Source organism: Mycolicibacterium gilvum (assembly GCF_900454025.1).
GTDB classification, from domain to species: domain Bacteria; phylum Actinomycetota; class Actinomycetes; order Mycobacteriales; family Mycobacteriaceae; genus Mycobacterium; species Mycobacterium gilvum.
This window is the reverse complement of the sequence record NZ_UGQM01000001.1, coordinates 6,048,007-6,063,231: the sequence shown is the minus strand read 5'-3', so window position 1 is coordinate 6,063,231 and position 15,225 is coordinate 6,048,007. Positions and strand designations below refer to the sequence as shown.

The 15,225-nt window shown below is 65.6% G+C and carries 14 protein-coding genes and 1 pseudogene; 8 read left to right on the top strand and 7 right to left on the bottom strand.

All coding sequences use genetic code 11. The annotated features are described in order from the left end of the window. Nucleotides 1-65: 65 nt before the first annotated feature. Genes DYE23_RS28675 through DYE23_RS30685 form a run of 4 tightly spaced genes read left to right on the top strand, consistent with a single transcriptional unit; the run spans nt 66 to nt 3,494 of the window. On the top strand, nt 66-1,286 hold the full coding sequence (locus DYE23_RS28675) for a Zn-ribbon domain-containing OB-fold protein (protein ID WP_115328783.1): 1,221 nt from the start codon (nt 66-68) through the stop codon (nt 1,284-1,286). Next, on the top strand, nt 1,283-2,443 hold the full coding sequence (locus DYE23_RS28670; protein ID WP_098002306.1) for a thiolase C-terminal domain-containing protein: 1,161 nt from the start codon (nt 1,283-1,285) through the stop codon (nt 2,441-2,443). Before DYE23_RS28675 ends, DYE23_RS28670 begins: the two co-directional genes overlap by 4 nt. Nucleotides 2,444-2,454: 11 nt before the next feature. Beyond that, on the top strand, nt 2,455-3,264 hold the full coding sequence (locus tag DYE23_RS28665; RefSeq protein ID WP_069412479.1) for an enoyl-CoA hydratase/isomerase family protein: 810 nt from the start codon (nt 2,455-2,457) through the stop codon (nt 3,262-3,264). A 5-nt stretch (nt 3,265-3,269) separates the two neighbouring features. Then, the gene (locus DYE23_RS30685; protein ID WP_147292306.1) at nt 3,270-3,494 is read left to right on the top strand and encodes a fibronectin-binding protein; all 225 of its coding nucleotides are present in this window, start codon (nt 3,270-3,272) and stop codon (nt 3,492-3,494) included. 218 nt (nt 3,495-3,712) lie between these two features. Here DYE23_RS30685 and DYE23_RS28660 read toward each other — a convergent pair whose 3' ends face one another. From DYE23_RS28660 to DYE23_RS28640, 5 genes are all read right to left on the bottom strand, one after another. Then, nucleotides 3,713-4,540 (bottom strand): PaaI family thioesterase, encoded by an 828-nt coding sequence (locus tag DYE23_RS28660; RefSeq protein WP_115328782.1) that lies wholly within the window; start codon nt 4,538-4,540, stop codon nt 3,713-3,715. Continuing rightward, nucleotides 4,537-5,277 carry a FadR/GntR family transcriptional regulator gene (locus DYE23_RS28655; protein WP_115328781.1) on the bottom strand — a complete coding sequence of 247 codons (741 nt, stop codon included), beginning with the start codon at nt 5,275-5,277 and terminating at the stop codon, nt 4,537-4,539. The genes DYE23_RS28660 and DYE23_RS28655 overlap by 4 nt, the downstream gene beginning before the upstream one ends. Nucleotides 5,278-5,387: 110 nt before the next feature. Continuing rightward, on the bottom strand, nt 5,388-6,530 hold the full coding sequence (locus DYE23_RS28650; protein WP_115328780.1) for an acyl-CoA dehydrogenase family protein: 1,143 nt from the start codon (nt 6,528-6,530) through the stop codon (nt 5,388-5,390). A gap of 9 nt (nt 6,531-6,539) precedes the next feature. Next, nucleotides 6,540-7,505, bottom strand: coding sequence for an acyl-CoA dehydrogenase family protein (locus DYE23_RS28645; RefSeq protein WP_115328779.1), 966 nt, complete (start codon nt 7,503-7,505; stop codon nt 6,540-6,542). A 17-nt stretch (nt 7,506-7,522) separates the two neighbouring features. Continuing rightward, nucleotides 7,523-8,746, bottom strand: a complete 1,224-nt coding sequence (locus DYE23_RS28640) for an acyl-CoA dehydrogenase family protein (RefSeq protein WP_115328778.1) — start codon at nt 8,744-8,746, stop codon at nt 7,523-7,525. A gap of 114 nt (nt 8,747-8,860) precedes the next feature. Here DYE23_RS28640 and DYE23_RS28635 point away from each other — a divergent pair, with 114 nt between their 5' ends. Genes DYE23_RS28635 through DYE23_RS28620 form a run of 4 tightly spaced genes read left to right on the top strand, consistent with a single transcriptional unit; the run spans nt 8,861 to nt 13,327 of the window. Next, nucleotides 8,861-10,348 carry an aldehyde dehydrogenase family protein gene (locus DYE23_RS28635; protein WP_115328777.1) on the top strand — a complete coding sequence of 496 codons (1,488 nt, stop codon included), beginning with the start codon at nt 8,861-8,863 and terminating at the stop codon, nt 10,346-10,348. A 24-nt stretch (nt 10,349-10,372) separates the two neighbouring features. Further along, a complete protein-coding gene (locus tag DYE23_RS28630) occupies nt 10,373-11,584 on the top strand; it encodes a CaiB/BaiF CoA transferase family protein (RefSeq protein WP_115328776.1) in 1,212 nt (403 codons plus the stop codon). Continuing rightward, nucleotides 11,584-12,537 (top strand): VOC family protein, encoded by a 954-nt coding sequence (locus DYE23_RS28625; protein WP_115328775.1) that lies wholly within the window; start codon nt 11,584-11,586, stop codon nt 12,535-12,537. Before DYE23_RS28630 ends, DYE23_RS28625 begins: the two co-directional genes overlap by 1 nt. A gap of 13 nt (nt 12,538-12,550) precedes the next feature. Then, entirely contained in the window at nt 12,551-13,327 is a 777-nt protein-coding gene (locus DYE23_RS28620; RefSeq protein WP_069412470.1) for an SDR family NAD(P)-dependent oxidoreductase, read from the top strand. Here the strand turns inward: DYE23_RS28620 and DYE23_RS28615 are convergent. Together DYE23_RS28615 and DYE23_RS28610 are read right to left on the bottom strand one after the other, a co-directional pair. Beyond that, nucleotides 13,324-13,491 (bottom strand): annotated as a pseudogene (locus tag DYE23_RS28615) (TetR family transcriptional regulator); the annotation flags it as partial. The gene DYE23_RS28620 and the pseudogene DYE23_RS28615 sit on opposite strands and share 4 nt — an antisense overlap. 117 nt (nt 13,492-13,608) lie before the next feature. After that, a complete protein-coding gene (locus DYE23_RS28610) occupies nt 13,609-14,922 on the bottom strand; it encodes an IS256 family transposase (protein WP_115328774.1) in 1,314 nt (437 codons plus the stop codon). Nucleotides 14,923-15,225: the final 303 nt, after the last annotated feature.

Genomic DNA, 15,225 nt, shown 5'->3' with positions numbered 1-15,225 from the left:
AATGCTATAACTATATAGCGCATTAGTTGAGCGGCGTCACACGCCCATGACCAAAACGAGGCTCGATGACTCAGATCGACTCCATCGGCACCTATCTGCCGCCGTGGACCGTGCGGGATCGACGGGTGAAAGGGCCCGATGAGGACGCGCTGACCATGGCGGTCGCCGCGGGACGCGCCGCCGATCCCGACGCGACCGCGAAACGCGTGGTGCTGGTGTCGCGCGACTTCCCCCTCCTCGAAGGGGGTAACGGCGCGGTGCTGCTGGCCGCGCTGTCGCTGCCGGCCGCGACGCCCGTCACCGAGGTTCTCGGCTGCGCGCCCGCCGTCCTGGATCAGATCGTCGGTGCCCCAGAGGGCACCCTGGTGGTCGCCGCCGACGACAACGACGCAACCGCGGGTGCGGGTGCGGTCCTGACCGGCGGCGGTGGTGTCGCCGTCAACCCGATCGCGCGTCAGACCCGCAGCCTGCCGTTGATGGCACGTGGCGAGGACGGTACCCGGCACGCGTACCCCGATCCCAGGCTGCAACGGGAGGTCGGATTGCGCTCGACGCTCGACCGCCTCGGCCTCACCGGAACGCCCGTGCTCGCCGCGGTGGCAGGGGTGCCGCTGGCGCAACTCAAGAGCGGCTTCGATACGTCGGCGGCCGTCGGTGAGACGAGCGTCTCCGCAGCGGCCGTCGTGCGTGTCCTCGCCGCCGCGATCGAGTCCGGCGCGGGAGGGTTGGTGCTCGCCGTCGAACAGTCCAGCATCAGCGCGGCTGAGCTCGTACTCGGGGATGAGCCACCGCGGCTCTCGAGGGACGAGTACCCAGCACAGGAGTTGCCGAAGACCCGCACCGCCGAAGGCATCGGCATCCCGATCTCGATGCCCGCCTACGCGCGGGCCTTCGAACCGAAAATCCGCTGGGAAGCAGCGGTTTTCGACGAGCGGCCTGGCATCGACGCCGCGCCGCAGTTTCCGCCGCGGCTGAGGGTGGACAACTCCGGACACCTGGCCACCGAGTACCGGCTCGAGTCTTTGCCGCGCACGGGCACGGTGTACACGCACACCACGGTGCGCATCCCAGTCCCCGACCTGCCCAGCCCGTACTCGCTGGCGGTGGTACAGCTCGACGACAGTCCGGTCCGGGTGCTCCTCAAGGTGACCGGCGTACCCGCGGGCGAGGCGACGATCGGGCAACCAGGATCGATCGTCCTGCGCAGAATCGCCGTTCGTGCCGGCATCCCCGACTACGGCTACATGTTCTGGCCGGGGCGCACCTTGAAAGGAGCGCACGCATGAGAAACGTCGCGATCGTCGGCGCGGGGATGACGCCCTTCGCCGAACACTTCGAACTCGGCATCAAGGACCTGGTGCCGATGGCATACGCCGAAGCCGTCTCCGGGGTGGACAAGGGCATCGAGAAGGCAGACATCGAGGCGGCTTGGTTCGGCGAGCTGTCCACCACTGACGGCTTTCCGTCGGGGATCCTCGCCGACACCCTCGATCTCACTGACATCCCGGTCACCCGAATCGAAAATGCCTGCGCCACAGGCAATGACGCAATTCGCAATGGAACGATGGCGATCGCGTCGGGCATGTACGACGTGGTGCTCGTCGTCGGAGCGGACAAAGTTCGTGAAACCGCCTCGAACACCACGTTCTGGGACTGGGCGGCGATGACCCGCGACAACGCATGGGACTATCCGCTCGGGCTCGTCGCGCCGGCGAACTTCGCGCTGCACGTGATGCGGTATCTGCACGAGTCACCGGCCACCAAGGAGCATATGGCCATGGTGGCGGTGAAGAACCATTTCCACGCGCTGAAGAATCCCAAAGCCCAACTGCGTTACGAGATCACCGTGGAGCAGGCGCTGGCGGCGCCGATCGTGGTGGAGCCGTTCGGACTCTACGACTGCACACCTCAGAGTGACGGCGCTGCCGCCGTCATCCTGGCTGCCGAGGACGTCGTGGACCGCTATACCGATCGACCGGTGTGGGTGCGTGGTGTCGGGCTCGGTATGGACAGGGTGATGCACCAGCACAAGAACGACATGACCAGCTTCCCGCCGACGGTGCGGGCAGCCAAGGCTGCCATGAAGATGGCCGGTGTGACACCCCGCGACATCGACGTCGCGGAGGTGCACGACTGCTTCACCGGAGTTGAGTTGATCAGCTATGAGGATCTCGGGTTCGCCAACAGGTACGAGGCTTACAAGCTCGTCGAGGGCCGCGAGCACTACGTCGGTGGCTCGATGCCAGTCAACCCGAGTGGGGGATTGAAGGCCAAGGGGCACCCCCCGGGTGCCACAGGCGTGGCACAGTGCTACGAACTGTTCAATCAACTTCGCGGTGAGGCCGAGAACCAAGTCGACGGGGCGCGAGTAGCCTTGGCACACAACATCGGTGGGCCGACCGCGGTGTCGGCGGTCACCATCCTTTCCATCGACAAGAACTGACGGGACATCACATGACGACTTCAGAGATCGCTACCCTGGCCGGCTACGAGCAGTTCGCCCCCTGGTTGTTGGTGGAGAAGCGCGGCAATGTCCACGTTGTCAGCATCAACCGCCCCGAAGCGCTCAACGCCGTCACCGAAGAGGTGCATCACGCGTTCGCCACCATCTGGAAGGTGCTCGACGCCGACACCGATGTGAAAGCCGTCGTGACCACCGGGGTGGGCAAGGCCTTCTCGGCAGGCGGTGACATGGTGATGTTCGGTCGCCTGATCGAGGACGAGGTGGCGCGTACGTTCCAAATCCACGAGGCCCGAACGGTTTTTCTCGAGGTCATCAACTTCCCCAAACCACTGGTGTCCGCGGTCAACGGACCCGCTGTAGGCCTGGGTTGCTCGATCGCCCTCCTGAGCGACCTGTTGGTGATGGGGGAGAACAGCTACCTGGCCGACCCACACGTCGCGGTCGGGCTCACGGCGGGCGACGGTGGCGCGGCGATGCTTCCTCTGCTGATCGGCATGATGAAGGCCAAGGAGTACGTCCTGCTGGGCGATCGGATCACCGCATCCATTGCGGAGAAGCTGAACCTGGTCACCAAGGTCGTCCCCGACGACGCCGTGCTCGACGAAGCATTGGCACTGGGCGAGCGGTTCGCTGCGTTGCCCCCGCAGGCGCTTCGGTCATCGAAGGTGGCGCTCAACATGCACCTGGCCCGCGCTGCGCAGGGTGTGTTGGAGTACGCGCTCGCAGAAGAGTTGACCTCGTTCTCGACACCCGAGTTCAAGGAACGGGTGGCGGCCTTCCGCGCACGCTCCAAGAAGTGAGGGCCATGAAGTTGCGGGCTGCCATCGTCGCCATGGGCCTTGCTCCGGCGGCACTCGGCATTGCCGCGCCTGCTGCCGCCGATCCAGCGGCTGACCCATGTCAACTCGCAGTCACATTCCTGTGCAGATTTGTGCCGATGGCGCCTGATCTCGACCACAACATCGACCTCACTCAGGAAACGGGTGTCATCAACGGCCAACCCGTTCCGCAACTGCCCATCGGTGAGTAGGTTCCCGAGCCGGGGCCACCAGGAAACCCCTGTCCCGGCGGTTGCGCCTAGCGACGCGCACTCCGGTCACGCCTAATACCGCGTTGACGCCGGAACGTGTTCTTCGACTTCGGATGTGACTCATCACTCCCAATGGGTCCACGCGGGCGACGCGCCATTTGCGTTCTGCACCGTCTGCCTGCGGGCCGTCGACGAGGCGGGCAGAATTGACGCGGTGCTCAGCGGTAGGCGGTCAGGCGCGCGGTGAGCGCGACCTTGCCGTCGTCGCCGATGGCATTCGCGTCGCCCACTGCGGAGTTGCGGCCAACGCGCATCGGTGTGCCCTCGTAGCGAGAGTTCGCTCCGGCGAAGAAGGGCCGCAGAAAGTTGACCCGGAGCGAAGCGGTCCGCAAAGGGGCGTCGGGTAGACCGTGGTTGATCGCCGCCGACGCCGCGAACTCCAGGCCGGCCGCCGCTACCCCGCCGTGCACGATATCGATGTCATTGTTCAAATTCGGGTCGATACGTTGCACCAGGACATGGCCATCGGCCTCCGGCCCAACGTGAACTGCCATCCGGTCTGCAATCGACGTCTGGGGCGACAGATCCAGGGTTTCCGCCGGCCACTTGGAGACACCGACATCCGCGTCGATGAAGAATGAGCGCACCGTGCCGCCGCCGATAACAACCCCGTCGTAGGTCAGTGTGCAGATCCCCAGCGACGTGGCACCCAACGGTCCGAACGCATGGGCGGTGGCCAGCACGGGACCATCCAGGTCCCGGACGTCGCCGAGGCTGAGGTCTATCGACAACTCGCTGGACACCGTCCACTGGCCGGGCCGCCGACGGTAGTGGTTGACGATTCCGGCAGCTGCGTCGACCAAGATCGCCAAAGGCCCCAACGATGGCGCCCCGGTGAACGGATTTCGGTACTGCCACATCGGCATCGACATCGTCGCGGTCGCGGCGGCGGGGTCGGCTTCGAGGTAGGTGATGTCGAAGCGAACCTGAATCGAGTCAGGCGTCTCGAGATCGTGCTCGTTTACCCGTTCGTCCACGCTTCTCATTCGAGAAGATCGACGACAGTGGACATTTCGGAGCCGGACAGCACGAACTCCTCTGCCTTCTGCAGGTGCCGCTTCCAGAGCTCGCCGGCGTTCTCGGCGTCGCCGGCCTTGATCATGTCCAACACCATCCGGTGAGTCTTGGCCGACCGGCGGACCGCCTGCTCGGCGCGCGCACCGGCAGTGGGCTGCAGCGAGCGATTCGCCTTTTCGATGATGTGATGCAACATGTCGCTCACGATCTGCAGTGTGCTGTTGCCGGACAACCGCGCCATCGCAGCGTGGAAGTCGGTGAGCTGATCGACCGCGTCGCTGCCGGGTTTCAATTGGGACTCGCGATCCACGATCTGCTCCAGTTCGGCAATCACCTTCGGATTGCGGTCCTTGGCGAGCTGCTCGACCATGGGAACCTCGAGTGTCACCCGGGCGTCGTACACGTCCTTCACGGTGACGCCCTCGTACTCCAGGATCAAGCCGGCATAGCGCGCCAGCGTTTCGCGCCGCGGACGGGTGACGCGAGCTCCGCCACGCACCCCGCGCTGTACCTGGATGAGGGATTCGGACTCGAGCACCCGAAATGCCTCGCGCAATGTGGGCCGCGACACCCCGAAGCGTTCCATAAGTTCCGATTCAGGCGGAAGCATGGTGCCCTCGGGAATCTCACCCCTGATGAACATCCGGCGCAGCACTGTGGCCACCCGATCGGCCATCTTCGGTTCGCGAAGACTGGTGACCTCCATGACAACCTCCCCGACGGTATAAATCCAGAAAACAACTAACTATTTGGCAGGTTAATCGAATCTCCGGGTAGAGCCGCGCATTGACGACCCGCCAGTGACCAAGGTCATGCCTAGTATCCCATCGCCCGGCCCATGAGGTCCTTCATGATTTCCGTGGTGCCCGCATAGAGCCGCTGGACTCGCGAATCCCGCCATAGCCGGGCCACTTCGTATTCGTTGATGTAGCCGTAGCCGCCGTGCAACTGCAGGCAGCGGTCGATGATTTCCCATTGGACCTCGGAGGTCCACCACTTCAGACCGGCGGCGTCCTGATCGGAGAGGGTGCCGTCGTTGACCGAGAGTACGCATTGATCCAGATAGGTCTGGGCGGCATCCAGCTTGGTCTGCATCTCGGCGAGGAAGTGGCGGTTGACCTGGAATTTTCCGATGGGCTGTCCGAACGCGGTGCGTTCCAGTGCATACGCCTTGGTCAGATCCAGCGCCCGGCGGGCGGCGGGCAGCGCGTAACAGGCCACACCGACGCGCTCGCTGGGCAGGTTGGAGACCAGATGGTAAAAGCCGCGGTTCAGCTCTCCGACCAGGTTCTCCTTGGGTACCTTGACGTCCTCGAAGAAAAGCTCGGCAGTGTCGGCGGAGTACTGGCCGATCTTGTCGAGCTTGCGGCCACGGGTGAACCCCTCCATGCCGTCCTCGATCATCAGCAGGCTGATGCCCTTGTGTCGCGCCGTTGGATCGGTCTTCACAGCGGTGAGCACCAGTTTGGAGAGTAGACCGTTGCTGATGAATGTCTTCTGACCGTTGACCACCCAGTGGTCACCTTCGTCGCGCGCCGTGGTCTTGATGCCGGCCAGGTCCGACCCGGCAGCGGGCTCGGACATCGCGATGGAACCGATCAGTTCCCCTCTGACGAAGCCGGGCAGCCAGCGCTCCTTCTGCTCGTCGGTGGTGAGGTTCTGCAGGTAGGGCATCAGAATGTCGTTCTGCACCCCGAGGCCGATGCCTACCGAGCCGGTGGCGAACATCTCCTCGGAGATGATCTGGTTGAACCGGAAGTCCTTGACGCCGAGGCCGCCATATCGCTCGTCGAACTCCCAGCCGATCAGACCGTGCTCGCCCGCGGCCAGCCACGCTTCGCGGCTGACTTTGCCGTCGCGTTCCCACTTCTCGATGTTCGGCACGCATTCGCGTTCGAAGAACTCCCGGGCGGTGGCTCGGAAATCGTCGTGAATTTCGTCAAAGATGTTGCGGCGCATGACCGTCCTTTACTTGGTCCAGGAGACGATGGCCGGCAACGCGCGGCCGGGAGCGTAGATGTCGAAGAGTCGCTCACCGAGCAGCGCCTCGAGCTGATCGTGCGACCCGCACAGCGCGTCGACCTGGAAACCGCGCGTGACAAAGCGGTGCAGATCGTGCTCGGCGGTCAGGCCGATCGCCCCGCACACCTGAAGCGCCACATCGCTGACCGCCCGGTGTGCCCGTCCCGCGGCGGCCTTCGCGGTGAGCGCCGACAGCCGGCCGCCGAATCGCCATGATTCGCCCAGCAGGGCGCGTGCGCCTTCGAGTTCCGCGGCCGCATCGGCCAGGGCGTGACGAGGTGACTGCAACGACCCGATCGGGGCACCGAACTGCACCCGGACGCTGACGTGCTCGACCGCGATGTGCAACGCCCGCTCGGCAAGCGCCACCAATTCGGTGGCGAGTGCGCGATGCGCCGCACCGATCGCCCGGTTCCATTCGGTCGATGCCTCGACCAGAGGGGCGTCGAACGGCCCGCTCACCTGGGTCCAGAACGCCGACGGATCAAAGGTATCCAGGCGCCGGCCCTCGAGCCGGGTGGCCTCCACGACGCCCACCGACACCGTTCCCACGGCGCCGGACACCGGCACCACGAGCCGACCCTCGAGCGGCCCGAGGACGATGCCCGACACCCGGGCATCGTCGGAACCGGGGACATAGCCAGGGTTCAATGCCGGGAGCAGGACGTGGTCGGCGGGTCCGTCCAGAAGGCTGCCCAGCTCGGCGAGCATCACGCGGTCGAGGCAGTCGGTGTGGGCGAGCGTCCGGCCCTGCGCGCGGAACAGCAGCTCGCATGCCTCGACGGGGTATTCCGACTCGATGTCCGTCCAGCCCAGCTCGGCCAGCCGCGGTCCGATCGCCACGTGCTGCTGATCGTCGCCGACCTTGCCTGCCAGTTCCTCGAAGAGGCGGAAAACGGCCTCCTCCACCATGGGCCATGTTTCGTCGGTCACTTCCGCTGCCCTCTGCTTTCCTTCGGCAACCCGAGGATGTGGTCGGCGATGATGCCGCGTTGCACTTCTGCGGTGCCGCCCATCACGGTCGCAGCCCGCGAGTACCACCACTCGGCGCGCGCGGTGTCAAGCGCTGCGCCGCCCCGACCGGTGGCCGAGCCGGATGTCGCCGCTCCGGCGATCATCTGTTCCCTGGTGATCTCGAGGATCAGGTCGTTCGCCTTTTTCTCGGCACGGCCGAAGAGCAATTTGTCGATGCTGCTGTCCGCACCGACCGCCTCGCCAGCGGCCAGTCGACGGACGGTGGTCGCGGTTCGGGCCTGTGCGGCCACGACGTCGACGTAGACACCGGCGAAGCGTTGACGCTGTGCAGGGGTCGTACCCGCGGTCACCATGTCCTCTCGCAACCTGCCGAGCTCGACGAGGACCTTGTTGAGCACCGCGTAGCCGTACATGCCGCGTTCGTACTGCATGAGATGCATCGCGACAGCCCAGCCGCCGTCGACGTCGCCGACCACGCGCTCGCGGTCGACCCGCACATCGTCGAAGAACACCTCGGCCAGCTCACGGCGCCCGCTGGCCAGCGCAATCGGCCGGATGGTGACACCCGGCGCGTCGGCGTCGATCATCATCATGGTCAGGCCTCGGTGGCGACTCTCGGGCGTACCGGTGCGCACGAGGGCAAGCAGGCGTTTGGCCGTCGGTCCCTGGCTGGTCCAGATCTTCTGACCGTTGACGACGAACCCGCCTGCCCCGTCGTCGACGGCGCGGGTGCGCAGAGTGGCCAGGTCGCTGCCGGACTCCGGCTCGGAGAAGCTCTGCCCCCACCACTCGGCGCCGCTGAGATAGCCCGGCATGTAGGTCGCGGCCAGGTCCGGTGCAAACCGGATCAGGGCGGGGCCCAGTGTCTCCAGCGTCCACTGCTGGGCTGGGATCGGCAGCATCGCGTGCCCGAGTTCCTCGTAGTACACGGCGCGATGGATCTCGTTGCCACCGAGGCCGCCTGCCGCTTCGGGCCAGCCGTACCGGTTCCAGCCGTCGGCATGCAGGCGGGCCATCATCGTGGCGTCGTGGGCCAGGCCGTCCTCGGCGCTGGAGAACACGGCGGTGCGCCACTGGTCGGCGACCTCCAGCTCGCGCAGATACCGGCGGAATTCCTGGCGGTACAGGGCGACATGCGCGACGTACTCGACTACGGCATTGTCGACAGGGGCGGACAACCCGTTCCCCCCTTCATGAAGGCCAGATCCGGCAGCTACAACCGAATCAGCTAAACAGTTATCTATAAGTGGGTACAATAGCCCACACCGCCACTTCTGTGAGAGGGACTGCCAATGACGGCTTCACCGATTGCCGCCGCCACCGTCAACTTCAACCCCGAGACCCGCCTACTCATCGACGGGCAGCTGCGCGACGCTGCAGGCGGTCGGACGGCCGACAACGTCAACCCCGCCACCGAGGAGGTGCTCGGCGTCACCGCCGACGCCGGCGCCGGGGACATCGATGAGGCCATCGCCGCCGCCAGGCGTGCCTTCGACACCACCGACTGGGCGACCAACCGGGAGTTCCGGCAGCACTGCCTGATGCAGTTGCACGACGCACTCCAGCAGGAAAAGGAGGACATGCGGGCCGAGGTGATCGCCGAGGCGGGGGCTCCCCTGGGCATGACCTATATAGCTCAGTTGGAGTGGCCACTGGCCGATGGGATCCGCTGGCCTGCCCAGTACATCTCCGACTTCGCCTGGGAGCGGCAGCTCGACGAGGCCGCCCTGATGGGAGTGCCCTACAACCGTGTCGTGGTCAAGGAGGCGATGGGTGTCGTCGGCGCGATCACGCCGTGGAACTTCCCGATCGAGATCATCGCCAACAAGGTGGGCCAGATTCTGGCCACCGGCAACACGATGGTGCTCAAGGCGCCTATCGAGACACCGTGGACTGCGCTTCGATGGGGCCGCGTCATCGCCGAGAAGACCGACATCCCAGCGGGTGTGGTCAATGTCGTCACCGCATCGGACAACGACGTCGCGCAGCGTCTGGTGACGGACCCGCGGGTAGACATGATCTCCTTCACCGGGTCCACCGCGGTCGGCGAACTCATCGGCAGGCTGTCTGCTGCCACCATGAAACGCAACCTGATGGAGTTGGGCGGCAAATCGGTGTACCTGCTGCTCGAGGACGCCGACCTGGCCACGACCGTCCCCGGGTGTATCGGCGCACTCATGCACTCCGGTCAGGGCTGTGCGCTGACGACCCGCATGCTGGTGCCCCGCGCGCGCTACGACGAAGCCGTCGAACTGGCCACCACGACGTTCGCCTCGGTCACCATCGGTGACCCCGCCGATCCGGCCAACTTCTGCGGCCCGCTCATCTCGGCCAAACAGCGTGACCGCGTGCTGGACTACATACGGATCGCAAAGGAGCAGGGTGCCCGGGTGACAGTAGGCGGCGGTAAACCCGAGGGCTTGGACCGCGGATACTTCGTCGCCCCAACGATCCTCGCTGACGTCCGCCCCGATCATCGCGTCTTCCAGGAGGAGATCTTCGGCCCGGTCATCACGATCACCCCGTACGACGGCAGCGACGACGGTGCCGTCGAGATGGCCAACAACTCGATCTACGGGCTTGCCGGCACCGTGCTTGGCGACCCGGAGCGGGCGATGGCAGTTGCGCGGCGCATCCGAACCGGATCGGTGAACGTCAACAACGCGATCTTCTACGGCGCCGACGCTCCGTTCGGCGGATACAAGATGAGCGGCATCGGCAGGCAGAACGGGGTCGAGGGCTTCGAGCAGCACCTGCAGACCAAAGTCATCGCGTATTAACCCGATCACCAAGCAAAGGAACCAATGTCCGACATTCTCAGTGGAATCCGCGTCGTCGAGCTGGCGGCGTGGACGTTCGTCCCCGCGGCTGGCGCTGTGCTGGCTGACTGGGGCGCCGACGTCATCAAAGTCGAGCACCCCGAAACCGGTGATCCGCAGCGTGGCCTGATCAGCTCCGGGATCGTCACCGGCGCAGGGGGAGTGAACCACTTCATCGAGCAGCCCAACCGCGGCAAGCGCAGCATCGGCCTGGACACCTCCACCCCCGAAGGGCTGGAGCTGTTGATGAAGCTGATCGCGACCGCCGACGTGTTCGTCACCAACCTGTTGCCGGACTCCCGGCAGCGGATGGGCATCGATGTCGAACAGGTCCGGGCACGCAACCCGAACATCATTTACGCACGCGGCCACGGTTACGGCATCAAGGGCGATCTGGCCGCTCAGGGTGGTTTCGACCTGGCGGCGTACTGGGCACGCGGCGGCATCGGCGACGCCTACTCGGCCGGCGACGGTTCGTACCCGCCGATCCAGCGTCCCGCGTTCGGCGATTCCTACGGCGGCTTGGCGATCGCGGGTGGCATCGCGGCGGCACTGGTGAAGCGCGAGCGCACCGGCGAGCCGTCGGTGGTCGACGTGTCGCTTCTCAACGCCGCGATCTGGCAGCTCGGTCCGGACATCGTCGGATCAGGGGTGACCGGTCAGGACATTCCGAAGTTCAACCTCGACGAGATGCCCAACCCGGTGGCCAGCATCTACAAGACCCGCGACAACCGATTCATCGCGTTCGTGCTGCTGCAGGCCGACCGCTTCTGGGCGGACTTCTGCACCCGACTGGGCCGCACCGACCTGATCGATGACGAACGGTTCGCTTCTGCGGCAGTACGATTCGGCAATCGCAAGGAGTGCATCGCTGAGTTGCGTTCGGCCTTCGAGTCCGAGGATCTCTCCCATTGGGAGAAGGCGTTCCAGGGATTCGACGGGGTGTGGGACGTCATGCACACCGCGCACGAGGTGCACAGTGACCCACAGGCCCTCGCCAACGGATACCTGCCCAGGGTGACCGATGCGAACGACAACGAGTTTGCGCTGGCGGCAAGCCCTGTGCAATTCGATGAGACGCCGCTGGATCTCACCTGCGCCCCAGGGCATGGCGAGCACACCGATGCAGTGTTGACCGAGCTCGGCTTCACGGAGGATCAGATCATCGAGTTCAAGATCAACTCGGTCGTCCTGTAGTGGTATCCGAGCAACTCGCCCGGCGCTTCCTGCATGTCAACCTCAACTGTGCCGCGCTCGACGCCACCGAGCGCGTCTATGGTGACGTGCTTGGCCTGACGGCGCGGATGCGCACCGATCCGGAAGTGGCCACCGACGGATCGATTTTGGGATTAGACGGTGAAACCTACTGTGCCACCGCGTTTCTCTATGATGCCCGCGGTGGGCGGGGTGGTTGCGCGCTGGAGGCCATCGAGTATCACTCGCCTCCACTGAGCCGTGACCCGAGTGCCGATCCCGTGCGACCCGGTATCCGTGGACTGCAGTTGGCGGTTGCCGATGTCGATGCAGCGGCGACCGCATTGCGCCGGGGCGGTCTGGAAGTCGGCGATCCTGTCGACGGTCTGATGGGCGGCGGGAAGTCTGTGCTCGCGCTCGATCCCGACGGGGTCGTGATCGAGTTGACCGCGTTGCCTCCCGATGCCGACTCATCAGGGGGCGCGCTGTTCGACGGCATCCGGATCGCGGCGATCGACGCAGCCGCAACCGGTGAGTTCCTCACCGACATCGGGTTCGAGGAACTCGCCGCGCCGAGCACGCAGTCGGTCGCGGGAGCGCAGCTGAGTCCTGGCGCATCCGGCGAAAACGATTGCGTGGTAGCGCGTTACGCTCTTGCCGAGGACGGTCGTCAGTTCAAACTGGTGGTGGTGCAGCACCCCGAGACCGCGGCTGTACCGGTGCCGTGGGGCGGCAACCGCCAGGGTCTCTACCGCTGCGCGCTCCGGGTGGAAAACGTGCATGACGCGCTGGCGCAGGTGCCCGACTCGGTTGAGCGCATGGGTGATCCGGTGTGGTGCCCGTTGCCGGGGACCAAGATCGAAGGTCTGCACATCGCCTTCCTGCGCTCACCCGACGGCGTGGTGTTCGAGTTCGTCGAACGGCCACTGAGCTTCTTCACCAGATCGGGGAGTTGACGTGGATCTTGCAATGACGGGAAAGGGCTACGTCGTCGTCGGCGGGTCGGCGGGGATGGGACTGGCGGCAGCCCGCGCGCTCGCTCGCGAGGGTGCGTCGGTCGTGGTCGTGGGGCGAGACGCGGATCGCGCCGAGACGGCCGCACAACAAGTCGCCGAAGCCGGCGCCGTCTCGGCCCACGGGTTGTCCTACGACGTGAGCCGGCCTGGCCAGGCGGTCGCCGCCGTCGACGAAGCCGCCCGCATCCTGGGCAGGCTGGACGGCATCGCCATCACCATGGGCACCGCGGGCATGATGCCTATCGACTCCGACGACGACGCCTGGGACACAGCGTTTCACGACGTGCTGCTGGCGACGACCCGCAGCGTACAGGCGGCGCTGCCCCATCTGACCGCCACCAAGGGCGCGATCGTGACCACCGCGGCCTACTCGGTGCGCGCACCGCACGAACCGCGGCTACCCTACGCCAGCCTCAAGGCCGCGGTCGCCACGTTCACCCGCGGCATCGCGCGCACGCATGGCCACGCAGGCATCCGGGCCAACAGCGTGGCGCCCGGGGCCGTGGAGACCGATGCGTTGCACGCCATCCGTGGATACGTCGCGGAGAGCAAGGGCTATCCGTACGAAGAGGCCCTCGAGCGAGCGCTCGTCGAGGACTTCGGTTTCGATGCCGCGCTCGCCCGACCCGGGCAGCCCGACGAGATCGGCGCGCTGATCGCCTTCCTGCTGTCCGATGTCTGCGCGTTCGTCACCGGACAGACCATCTTCGCCGACGGCGGGGCGCCCTAGGCCGGTTGGTGGGCGATGAAGAAGTCGTCGACAATCCGGATGCAGTCGTCGCGGTCGATGGCGCGGACACCGGTCAGACGGCCGAACGGTAGCGGTCCCAGGAGTTGCGCCAGCCCCAGCGTCAGGTCGAAGTCGCCGAGTTCGGCGCGGGCCTGCGGGCTCTCGGGGGACCTGCAGCGCAACCACTCGCCGCGGCGGCAAAGGCTGCCTTCACTCACGGTCACAGTCAGGCCGCTTTGGTTCTGGCGGAGCAATTGTCAATACCTGTGGATCGGGGTGTTTCAGGCGACCTCCGTTTCGGTGTGCTGATCGCCGTCTGACGGTGGTGTCGGTGGGGTGATGTCGGTGGGTCGTTCGAGCAGTTTGCCTTTGTGGAAGACCGCTCCGGCGCGGACGAGGGCGACCAGATGTGGGGCGTTGACGGCCCGCCAGCGGGCCTGCGCGGCGTCGATCAGCTTGTAGGCCATGGCCAATCCAGCGGCCCGCGATCCCGGACCCTTGGTGACCTTCGTTATCAAACGCACGGTGGCGAAGGTACTTTCGATCGGATTCGTGGTACGCAGATGGGTCCAGTGCTCGGCGGGGTAGTGGTAGAACTCCAGCAGGACATCGAGGTCGTCGACAATCTTGGCGACCACTTTCGGGTACTTCGCGCCGAAGGCAACCGCGAAGGCCTTGACCGCGACCTGAGCTTTGTCGATGTCTTCGGCGTTGTAGATGTCCTTGATGGCCGCCAGCGCGGCCGGATGCGCTGACTTCGGCAGCCCGGCCAGGACGTTGGCCTGCTTGTGGAACCAGCAGCGCTGCTCCTTGGTCGACGGGAATACCTCCCGCACCGCCTTCCAGAACCCGAGCGCGCCATCGCCGACGGCCAGCACTGGGGCGGTCATGCCGCGGCGTTTGCAGTCGCGCAGCAGATCCGCCCACGACTCGCATGACTCCCGATAGCCGTCGGTGATCGCCACGAGCTCTTTGCGGCCGTCAGCGCGCACGCCGAGCATCACCAGCAGGCACAGCTTCTCCTGGTCCAGGCAGACCTTGAGGTGAATGCCGTCGACCCACAGGTAGACGTAGTCGCTGCCGGACAGGTCCCGGGCAGCGAACGTACGGGCTTCGTCTTGCCACTGCGCGGTCAGACGGGTGATCGTGGTGGCCGACAACCCGGCACCCGAGCCGAGGAACTGCTCGAGTGCGGGCCCGAAGTCGCTGGTTGATAGGCCGTGCAGATACAGCAGCGGCAGCACCTCACTCATCTGCGGAGACTTGCGTGCCCAGGCCGGCAGGATCGCCGAGGAAAACCGCTGCCGCTCACCAGAATCGGGGTCGACACGGCGATCGTTGACCCGCGGCGCCTTCACCTGCACGGCACCGGCCGCGGTCAACACCTCACGCGGCTGGTGATAGCCGTTGCCGACCACCAGTCGGTGACCGTTCTCGTCGAGCTGATCAGCGAATGCGGCTACGTACGCGGCGACCTCGGCCTGCAGTGCAGCGGCCAACATCTGCCGGGCTCCGTCGCCGACGATCTCGTCCAACAACGACCGGCCGGCCTCGCCGCCGTTGGCCTCCTCGGCATCGTGAACTACGGTGAGCATGGGCGTACCTTCCCAACCAGCGCGCCAACGCCGGTCTTGATCGAATACCTGATTCCGTGATGATCATCCTCGGGAAGGTGCGCCCACTTTCAGGCCGCCTCCTCGGGCCTCATCCACAGGTATTGATCATTGCTCGTTCTGGCTGCGGCGACCGTGGTGAGCGCAATCGTGTTGGCGCTGTGGATTCCGGAACGCGAGCCTGCGCCGTACGGACGTCACGCGAAACTCGACGATCAACCGGTCCGAGAACCTGCTGTCATTGCCTGACAGGAGGTCCGCGCAACGGCGTCACGCCATCGACTC

Bases quoted from the DNA above. Each gene is read 5' to 3' on its own strand.
- DYE23_RS28665 (WP_069412479.1), top strand. From the start codon at position 2,455: ATGACGACTTCAGAGATCGCTACCCTGGCCGGCTACGAGCAGTTCGCC.
- DYE23_RS28620 (WP_069412470.1), top strand. From the start codon at position 12,551: ATGACGGGAAAGGGCTACGTCGTCGTCGGCGGGTCGGCGGGGATGGGA.
- DYE23_RS28650 (WP_115328780.1), bottom strand. From the start codon at position 6,530: ATGCGCCGCAACATCTTTGACGAAATTCACGACGATTTCCGAGCCACC.
- DYE23_RS28670 (WP_098002306.1), top strand. From the start codon at position 1,283: ATGAGAAACGTCGCGATCGTCGGCGCGGGGATGACGCCCTTCGCCGAA.
- DYE23_RS30685 (WP_147292306.1), top strand. From the start codon at position 3,270: ATGAAGTTGCGGGCTGCCATCGTCGCCATGGGCCTTGCTCCGGCGGCA.
- DYE23_RS28645 (WP_115328779.1), bottom strand. From the start codon at position 7,505: ATGGTGGAGGAGGCCGTTTTCCGCCTCTTCGAGGAACTGGCAGGCAAG.
- DYE23_RS28655 (WP_115328781.1), bottom strand. From the start codon at position 5,277: ATGGAGGTCACCAGTCTTCGCGAACCGAAGATGGCCGATCGGGTGGCC.
- DYE23_RS28660 (WP_115328782.1), bottom strand. From the start codon at position 4,540: ATGAGAAGCGTGGACGAACGGGTAAACGAGCACGATCTCGAGACGCCT.
- DYE23_RS28630 (WP_115328776.1), top strand. From the start codon at position 10,373: ATGTCCGACATTCTCAGTGGAATCCGCGTCGTCGAGCTGGCGGCGTGG.
- DYE23_RS28635 (WP_115328777.1), top strand. From the start codon at position 8,861: ATGACGGCTTCACCGATTGCCGCCGCCACCGTCAACTTCAACCCCGAG.
- DYE23_RS28675 (WP_115328783.1), top strand. From the start codon at position 66: ATGACTCAGATCGACTCCATCGGCACCTATCTGCCGCCGTGGACCGTG.
- DYE23_RS28610 (WP_115328774.1), bottom strand. From the start codon at position 14,922: ATGCTCACCGTAGTTCACGATGCCGAGGAGGCCAACGGCGGCGAGGCC.